Here is a 9,388-nt window from a genome sequence, read left to right as displayed (position 1 = left end):
AATTGAGAGCTACAACTGGGAGTAATACCATACCTACAGCTCGGACACGTGAACGCTTGCGGATTGCAATAGTCCCCTAAACACAGTTCATTAGTTCATTGCGCACATCTCCGAATGGTCAACCATCGGTATTTACTGTGGTGCAAGAGCTTCGTATGAGTGTAGCCTGCTGTACTGATTTTGAACATGAGTCAATGAGTAATACAACGAGTCTCAAGAGTATACTCTGTTGCACTGAGTTTGAACATGAGCCAAACACTTTCCATCACATTCACCATGTTTCTCATCCTCACTGCGTGCGCCGCACCCACTTCTGCGCTCACGCCTACTCCGCAGCCTTCGCCACAGCCAACTGCCATTACTGAAACGCCTGATCCTAAGCTCACCCCTATCCCTAGCCCCACTCTTTTTACCTTCCCCACTGCTGAGTCAGGCCAACCATTGCCTGCCGGTGCCTACGACCCTGGCACGTATGTCATCAGCGACATCTGGGTTGACCCAATCAACGGCGACGACACCCGTGCGGGTTTCCCACAAGATCAAGCTGTGCGCACCCTCGCCGAAGCGTGGAATCGCATCCCGCAAGGTGCGCCACTCAACGAAACTGGCTACCGCATCAACCTTCTCCCCGGCACCTACACCCCTGAATACACACCCAACTATTGGGAGTCGCGCTACGGTAGCGCACAGTTTCCCATCATCATCCAACCTGCGGGCAGCAACGGCACTGTCACCTTACCTTCGGTCAACATCTATGATGTCCGCTACCTGTATATCTTCGGCATTAACTTCCAATCTGAAAACGATGTTTTTCACTGCGAGAAGTGCGATCACATCTTGCTCCGTGATGTGACCATCGCCGGTGCGCTGCTCGGCTCAACCCAAGAAGCAGTCAAATTCAACCAATCGCAAAACATCTTCATCGAGAACAGCACCATCTCCGGCGGCTGGGACAACGCTGTTGACTTTGTCGCCGTGCAATACGGGCATGTGCTCGACAGCGAAATTTTCGGCTCAGGCGATTGGTGTATGTACGCCAAAGGCGGCTCTGCTTACCTTCGTGTGGAAGGGAATGAGTTCCACAGTTGCGGCACGGGCGGCTTCACTGCCGGACAAGGCACGGGCTTTCAGTTCATGGTCGCGCCGTGGTTGCAATACGAAGCCTATGATGTGAAAGTGGTCAACAACATCTTCCACGATCTGGAAGGCGCGGCGTTCGGTGTTAATGGCGGCTACAACATTCTCATTGCCTACAACACCGCCTACCGTGTCGGGCGCCGCAGTCACGTTATCGAAGTCGCCTTCGGCGGGCGTTCCTGCGATGGGCAACCCGGCGATGAAGGACGGGAGCGTTGCGATGAGTACGCCGCTCAAGGCGGTTGGGGCAACAGCCTGATCCCCGACGGCAACAACTATGTGCGCATCCCCAACCACAACGTATTCATCTACAACAACCTTATCTTCAACCCCGATGGCTACCAGTCGCAATGGCAACACTTCTTCATACCAGGCCCAGCACCGGTCAGCGGCGGCGTGCCTGCCCCCGTCACCGCCGATAATAACCTGGTAATCAAAGGCAACGTGATCTGGAACGGGCCTGCCGGGCACCCGCTGGGAGTGGATGATACAACAGGTTGTGCGGCTGAAAACCCCACCTGCAATCCCACACAGATATTGAGCGAGAATGCCATCAACACCGTCAAGCCCGAACTGATTGCGCCTGATAGCGGCGACTATCACCTACTCAATCGGCTTAATGTCACGCCTGCCGTCATCCCGCCGTTTGTGTGGGAGATCGGCACAGTGCCCCAGGGCAATCTGGATAATTCCGTGCCAACCGACCGTGATGGGCACCCGCGCACCAACAGCGACAACGCTCCGGGTGCGTATCTGGAACGATGGTTGGTCTGGCTGAGTTTGCTCTTCGGATGACTACTGGGTTGAAATGTGGCAAACCCGGCCACTTCGGGTGAATAGCTGCCTGAATAGGGTCGCCGAGCAAAGCCGGTCGCCACCAATAGATGAATCATTGCGGTCGAGAACCATGGGTGCAGTGCGGGAGGCTTGGGCCTGCGCCAAGGCGATTTGTACAGCTCGCTTGCCCGCCATTTTTGAGCATATTCTGAGTCAGATGACTGCGCCCGTGTTTCCCCCAGGAACAGTGATAGCCACATCATCATGAGATGTTGCAGTGGACCTCTCCTATTTTCTCGCTCCTATTTTCTCCCACCCATAAGCACACGCGAAACGGTCAAAAGAGCGTGCTATAATCGGCGAGGTATCTGTGTGCCTGACAATACAGGAACCGGTTAGATCACTACGAAAGGATATACACCGATGACAAACGGAGCTGTGAGCCAGTTTATCCGCCACCATTTTCGTCATTTCAACGCAGCAGCCATGGTTGATGCGGCTGACGCATACCGTCGCCATCTCGATCAGGGTGGTCAGATGATGATTACGCTGGCTGGAGCGATGAGCACAGCGGAACTTGGCCTCTCGTTGGCCGAGATGATCCGGCAGGGTAAGGTGCATGCGATTTCCTGTACCGGCGCTAACCTCGAAGAGGATATTTTCAATCTGATCGCGCACGACTTCTACGAGCGCGTCCCTCACTACCGCGATCTTAGCCCGCAGCAAGAGCAGGAGTTGCTTGAGCGGCACATGAATCGGGTAACCGATACCTGTATTCCCGAAGAAGAGGCGATGCGGCGGCTGGAGAAGGCTCTGCTCGATGAGTGGATGCAAGCTGATCGGAATGGTGAATGTTACTTCCCCCATGAGTTTATCTACCGTATTCTCCGTGCCGGGAAGCTCGACCAGTACTATCAGATCGATCCCCGCGATTCGTGGGTGTACGCGGCGATGGAACGCAACCTGCCGATCTATGTACCGGGGTGGGAAGACTCGACCACCGGTAATATGTACGCCGCCCATTGCATTACCGGCGAGATCAGGAATGTGCATACGGTACGGACCGGGATTGAGTACATGATCGATCTGGCCGATTGGTATACCCGCACGTCGGCTCACGCCTCTATCGGCTTTTTCCAGATCGGTGGCGGTATTGCCGGTGATTTTCCGATTTGTGTGGTACCGATGCTGCATCAGGATTTAGGGCGCGAGGGGGTACCGGTTTGGGGCTATTTCTGCCAGATCAGTGATTCGACAACCAGCTATGGCTCGTATTCGGGAGCCGTCCCCAATGAGAAGATTACCTGGGGGAAGCTGGCGGTTGATACGCCGAAGTTCATTATCGAGTCAGATGCCACCATTGTCGCGCCGCTTATGTTCGCCCTGATTTTGGGCTGGTGATGGCAGATGTCGTTGTCGGGGCGATGATGATGTGCCCCGACAAGCATCACTGACAGGCCAGATGGTCGTGATATGCACGCACGTCGTCTCCGCAACCAGCCGGGTAAGCGGTACGACGCACCTGGTCGTGAGTAAGGCTAGCGCAGTAGTGTGGCTGGCGCACGCCAAACTACGCGCCACGGGCAACCCGGCAGGGAAACGGTATCTACCTCGCCACGTGCAGGGCGCTGCCAGCGTGATGGTGCGATCATGAGCGATGACTGCCAGGAAACTGGATTTGATACTACACGCCAAACCTTTATTCACTCAGTTTTTGCAAGCCGATTTCGTCTAACAGGACAATTCGACCTCGCCGCAGCTCAATCAATCCCTGAGCACGGAGATCGTTCAAAATTTTAGTTGTGGTTTCGCGATATGTGCCGAGCATTTCGGCTAATGCTTCATGGGTCAGGGCAACTTCCCGTTGGGAACTACCTGGACGAAAGAGGCGCGGTTTGGCGGGTTGAGCCATCTGAAGCAGGAGCGTGGCAATCCGCTGCGGTAAACTCTTGAAGGCAAAATCGGATAACCTCTGCTCAGCACTGATCAAACGCTGACCCAAAATCTCAACAATGCGAGTCGCAATCCGTGGATCGCTTAGCAACAGGCGCTTTACATCTTCGCGACTCATCAGGCAGAGCAGACAGGGAGAGATTGCTTCGGCATAGTGCTGGTGCAGTTGCTGACCAAGTAGCGCCATTTCACCAAAGATCGTGCCTTCGTGGAGGATGGCGGTTGTCAGGATTTTGCCATCGCTTGAGAGGCGATAGATGCGCACACGCCCTTCTTTAAGGATGAACAACACCTCGGCGCGTTGTTCCGGGGAAAAGAAGACGGTTCCAGGTGGAACACGCTGCATCGGTGCCCGTTTCCCAAGCAATTCAATCTCATCTGGATCAAGATCGCGAAAAATGTCAATATCGCGCAGATAGCGTACCTTGTCGTCCAGACGATCTGATGGCAACGTACCCACACCAATTCCTTTCGCGATTTACATTGACATACGGGCGATGTGATCGAGCCAGGCCAGTAGCGTTGTCAGTTCTGGGTTACCTAACGAAATCACTGTCTCACCCAATACATAGGTCGGTGTGCCAAAGACGAAGGCAGGTCGTTTTGACGACTCCTGATCAAGATCAATCACCTCAACCGGATAATTGGGGCGTATCGTCCGCAGCCGCTCGACGAGTTCATACGTGTATTTACAAGCGATACAGGTTGCTGAAACGTACACACGCAAGGGAAGCATGATGATTTCTCCATTGTTACAACCCGAGTTGCTACCTTTGTCACCACAGAGACACTAAGGACACAGAGGATGGGTATAATCCGAGTTGCCACCTTGAGACGTAACGTAGCGCGTCCGTGGGAACTGGCTGCTCCCCACATCGTTCATGCGGTTATCCTGCACGGTGTTGAGCACCATGTCGTGCTATATCATTATGACAGCCAGCCTCCGTGGCCTGCTCACAGTATGGGGAGCAACTTGGGTTATTATAACATGGTGGGTACGACATGACCGTATGTGATGTCGTACCCTCTTCTTTGCTGTAACACCGGAATGTGCTTAACGATGCAGATACCAGACGCACGTCGCACCAGCCAGTCCACCATACACGAGGTGACCGACCAGACTCATCAGCATTGGTGGTGTGAAAGCAGCGGCGAATTGCAAGCCCATGCCCATCATCAAGGGCATCAATACCATCGGCCCCAGAATCCACCAGATAAAGCCGTACCCCAATCCCCAGAGCACACCCTGCGTAATATTGGTAGAGCGAGCGGCGAAGAGAAAACCAAAACCGGCACCAATGATGGCACTGATGACCATGTGTACCAGAAAGCCAATTACTGCCGAGCTGCTACCCACCAGGCCGGCAATCATCGGCAGCATTCCCATCATTGCCATCATCATCCCGAAAACAATCCCACCAACCAATCCACCAATGACGCCGCCAATAACCTTCGTCATCAGTCTCTGCTGCGTTTGGATCGCATCCATCATCACGGCACCTCCTCAATGTACCTTTTCACTATGACGAGTACATCCTGATAGTAGCAACGATGCAGCGTTTCTTCTGTGAGCCAGCCTACATTTCGGAAAATAACGAGGAGGGTGCTGACATAAGCCTGTCTTCTCACCAGATAGAGCACGCTACTGCGTAGAAGTCATCTCATGTATGACCGACAAGCCAGATGGTTGTGAGGTACACGCATGACATTCCCGCGACCAGCAAACTGGTGCGATGTGCGACCGGCAGTGCGTTGCGACACACCCCACCCTCAAACCGCCGATGCCGGATAGGTACCGCTGTCGTGTGCTGGTTCAGAGCGTAGGGGCGGGTTCTAAACCCGCCCCTACGGAACCCGCTCCGCCGACATCATCCCGATGACCCCACGGTTCGTCCTGGAGAAGACGGCTAGCAACGGATGTCCATATATTCGGTGCCAGGCAGTGATGCACTGTATCGCTCAAGGTTTGATATGCTATCTTGCCGGAAGCAAGCACGGTGGGTTGGTGCAGGTGGCGAGCGCACCGGAGGCATGCGCTCCCAGGTGAGACGCCCCCACCCTCACCTGCCCCCGCTGGGGGCGGAAACCACTGATACCGGATGGGGGCTGCTGTCGCGAGTTGAGCGGGTCAAACAGACTCTGCCTCGGTTAGCGATAGATGCGGGTATCGGGGCGAAATGCCGCCCAGGAGAACCAGAAATGATCAATCGCCGGTATTGGGGTCAGCGTTGCTCCTGCCAGGGGGCCATCGATTGCCCGCCCGAAGAGATCCCACCTGGTGCCAGTTTCACTGTCAATCAGGTGATCGTCGGCAATGGTGAATTGCACAGTTTGACCGTTAACGACCCGTTGATAGGCCGTCGCCATCCCTACATCGCGGCCATCAGCGATTTGCGCACTGTCGAGCGCTGAAGCAGCACCGGCGCGCCACACGACGACGATCGGCAATCCACCCACTTCATCGTGGATGACCTGCATCGCAGCGAGTGTATCGTAGGGGTACGCAACTGCCTCACCGTTGTGATCGACGGTCAGGACACGAGCCATAGCCGGTAAGGCCTCCGGGGTGGGTGGGCCGTCGTACAAAAAGGGAGAGCGGTCAATATTATCGTAGCCGAGATAGGGGTTGCGACCATAGTCGCGAACATAACCCGTTTCACGGGAGAGCACTCTCCCATCAGGGTAACTGGCGGCGAAGGTTTCCCAGGCCACCATAGCGGCAGGAATGAAAGCGAGCCGATGACCGGTCAATTCACCCACAATCGCCTCACCGGTGGCCTGCTGCCACCAGCTCTCGGTCTGACGGTCGTACATCACCAGGTTGCTGTAACGCAGCAGACCGGTGGTACCGAAATCAAGTATCTGCGAATCAAGGCGGCGCTCGAAGACGATGGCGGTGTTGCAGAGTGGACAGAAGGTTACTGTTACCGGTATCTCGTTGACCGTATCGTTAACAATTTCGTGCCACATCAGAATCTGGATCGGATAGGCACGGGCATCATTACCGAGCACCAATGCGATTACCGGCTCCCGTGGCCGGAGCCATTCGTTTGCTGCCGCTACCGAGACGAAGCGTGGATTGTCTATCGCAGGGATGCCATCTTTTGGCGGGCCACCAGAGCGAATTTCGGCAAACGGCACGCTATGGCGACTAAAGTCGGTGCGAAACTGACTAGCCCCGGCTGGCAGGTCTGCCGACAATGACGCCGGCGCAGTTGGATTGGCGGGGGGCGGTGTTGGTATCACCTGGCCGGTACTTGTGCTGCAAGCTATCAGGACGAATACCAGGAATGCGGTGAGAAGGATTGGTCGCCTCATGGCAGTATCCTTCATTTTCAAGCGGAAATGTGGAAGCAGGAGGATGAGACAACCAAAGCTGCTACCTTTGTCATCACAGAGGCACGGAGGACACAGAGGATGGGAATAACCCAAGTTGCCACCTTGAGGCGTGAAAGCGCGTCGATGGGAACTGGTTGCAACCCAAATGCATCCTCACTTGATTCTCCGCTGACCCTGCTACCCAACTACGGTGCAGGGAGTTTGACATTCCCGCCACAGATACTCTAAAACCCGATCACGCTGTCTTCTACTATATCTGTGGCTCCTGTCTGAGTTCTGTAATATTGCTTACAGAATAAAGACAATCTGTTTCAGATCAACATCTATGCTATGCTAGTAATACGAGCATGTTGGAGAGAGCGATGACAACTGAACCCCTCCTACTCATAACTGGTCTCTTGCTGGCGATTAGCGTTGCTGCGACCCGTGCCTCAAACCGGTTTGGGGTGCCGGCATTGATCTTGTTTATGGCGGTCGGTATGCTGGCCGGTTCTGATGGACCGGGCGGTATCGCGTTTACCGATGCTGGTGTAGCCCAACTGATCGGGGTGATTGCGCTGATCTACATCCTCTTTTCGGGAGGATTGGACACCGACTGGCAGATTATCAAACCAGTCCTGAGCGAGGGTTTGATCCTGGCGAATGTTGGTGTGCTGGTCAGCACCGTGATTGTGGCGGTTGGTGCCCGCTTGATGCTCGGCTTTGACTGGCCCCTTGCCCTGCTCCTCGGCGCAATTGTCTCGTCTACCGACGCGGCGGCAGTCTTCAGTGTCATGCGCACGCGAGGGATACATCTCAAGCATCGGCTTGAACCACTCATCGAGCTGGAGTCGGGAAGTAATGATCCGATTGCGGTCTTTCTTACCATCGGCTTAACCAACCTGGTGATCAATCCACAGGCATCACTGTTGACCCTTATTCCGTCGTTTATCATACAAATGATCCTCGGTGCTGCCGGTGGGTACGCTTTTGGACGGTTGATGATCTGGGTGGTCAACCGCATCCGGCTGCAACAGGAAGGGCTATACGTGGTACTGACGATGGCCCTGACCTTGCTGACCTATGGCTTCACCGCGATCATCGGCGGCAATGGCTTTCTGGCGGTCTATCTGGCCGGCATCATCCTGGGCAATGCCAACATTGTCCACAAACGGTCTATTCTCCGTTTCCACGATGGCGTGGCGTGGCTGAGTCAGATCGCCATGTTCTTGATTTTAGGACTGCTAGTCTTTCCATCGCAGCTCCCGGCAGTGGCCGGGCAAGGGCTGGCTATGGCGCTCTGGCTCGTCTTTGTCGCCCGACCGGTCTCGGTCATTATCGCGCTGGGCTGGCAACGCCGCTCGCTGCCGCAACTCCTGATGGTGGCATGGGCTGGACTGCGGGGAGCAGTCCCGATTGTGTTGGCAACCTTCCCGCTCCTGGCCGGTGTTCCCGATGCCCCGCTCCTGTTCAACCTGGTCTTCTTCATCGTCCTGATCTCAGTCCTCTTGCAAGGCATCTCTATCGGCTGGGTCGCCCGTCGTCTGGGCGTAATGACCGATCAGGCCGAAGTGATAGACAGCCACCTCTTTGTGCCAGAAGTCAGTGGCGCCAGTCAAATCCTGGAAGCGCAAATTCCACCGGACTCAGCACTGGTGGGGAAATCGCTGATCGATGCCGATCTGCCGCGAGGCTTGCTAGTCGTACAGATTCAGCGTGCAGACGGCTACATCATCCCGAACGGAAGCACCGTTTTCGCGCCCAATGATCGGCTGGTATTACTGGTGGCACCCACTGCGATGCCGGCGGTGACTGAGCTGTGCGCAAGTTGTAGTCTGAATCCCATCGGCTCACTGTTGAAGTAGAGAAGAGGAGATGAGCGGGACCGGCACGGCTGCGTAAATGGGAGAAATAGCTTCTATGCAGAAGTGAGCGCCGCGGGGTATGTAGCGGGAAAGCGCATATTCCGCCAGTGTCACAACCTTACCACAGACAAAAAATGCCCGTAATTAACCCAAGTTGCTACTTTTCTCACCACAGAGACACAGAGAATGGGCATCATCTGAGTGGCTACTTCAGGGCGTGAGGTAGTGCGTCTATGGGATTGACTAGAACCTGTTTCAAAAATGTCTGATAGCAGTTACCTCATTCATTCCTGACTGACGCTGTGATCTTGACGAACACACCCGAATTTGTGTGACCA

General features: G+C 55.0%; 7 protein-coding genes. 3 read left to right on the top strand and 4 right to left on the bottom strand.

Features of this window, described 5'->3' with window-relative positions; all coding sequences use genetic code 11:
- Positions 1–246 precede the first annotated feature (246 nt).
- Both VAE57_RS09980 and VAE57_RS09975 read left to right on the top strand, forming a co-directional pair.
- Positions 247–1,932: a right-handed parallel beta-helix repeat-containing protein gene (locus VAE57_RS09980; protein WP_322821736.1), complete on the top strand. Its 1,686-nt coding sequence runs from the start codon at positions 247–249 to the stop codon at positions 1,930–1,932.
- A gap of 405 nt (positions 1,933–2,337) precedes the next feature.
- The gene (locus VAE57_RS09975; protein WP_322821735.1) at positions 2,338–3,315 is read left to right on the top strand and encodes a deoxyhypusine synthase family protein; all 978 of its coding nucleotides are present in this window, start codon (positions 2,338–2,340) and stop codon (positions 3,313–3,315) included.
- A gap of 298 nt (positions 3,316–3,613) precedes the next feature.
- Here VAE57_RS09975 and VAE57_RS09970 read toward each other — a convergent pair whose 3' ends face one another.
- The 4 genes from VAE57_RS09970 to VAE57_RS09955 form a co-directional block, all read right to left on the bottom strand.
- Positions 3,614–4,327 carry a Crp/Fnr family transcriptional regulator gene (locus VAE57_RS09970; protein WP_322821734.1) on the bottom strand — a complete coding sequence of 238 codons (714 nt, stop codon included), beginning with the start codon at positions 4,325–4,327 and terminating at the stop codon, positions 3,614–3,616.
- 18 nt (positions 4,328–4,345) lie between these two features.
- Entirely contained in the window at positions 4,346–4,603 is a 258-nt protein-coding gene (locus tag VAE57_RS09965; protein WP_322821733.1) for a hypothetical protein, read from the bottom strand.
- Between the two features lie 318 nt (positions 4,604–4,921).
- Positions 4,922–5,326: a hypothetical protein gene (locus VAE57_RS09960; protein ID WP_322821732.1), complete on the bottom strand. Its 405-nt coding sequence runs from the start codon at positions 5,324–5,326 to the stop codon at positions 4,922–4,924.
- A gap of 689 nt (positions 5,327–6,015) precedes the next feature.
- Positions 6,016–7,185 (bottom strand): DUF3179 domain-containing protein, encoded by a 1,170-nt coding sequence (locus VAE57_RS09955; RefSeq protein WP_322821731.1) that lies wholly within the window; start codon positions 7,183–7,185, stop codon positions 6,016–6,018.
- A 383-nt stretch (positions 7,186–7,568) separates the two neighbouring features.
- On the opposite strand from VAE57_RS09955, the gene VAE57_RS09950 reads away from it, so the two are divergent.
- Complete coding sequence (locus VAE57_RS09950) at positions 7,569–9,050, top strand: potassium/proton antiporter (RefSeq protein ID WP_322821730.1); 1,482 nt, start codon at positions 7,569–7,571, stop codon at positions 9,048–9,050.
- Positions 9,051–9,388 lie beyond the last annotated feature (338 nt).

The sequence above is a fragment of the Chloroflexus sp. genome (assembly GCF_034434295.1).
Taxonomy (GTDB): Bacteria; Chloroflexota; Chloroflexia; order Chloroflexales; family Chloroflexaceae; genus Chloroflexus.
The sequence above is the reverse complement of the archived record's forward strand: the minus strand, read 5'-3'. Positions and strand labels throughout refer to the sequence as shown.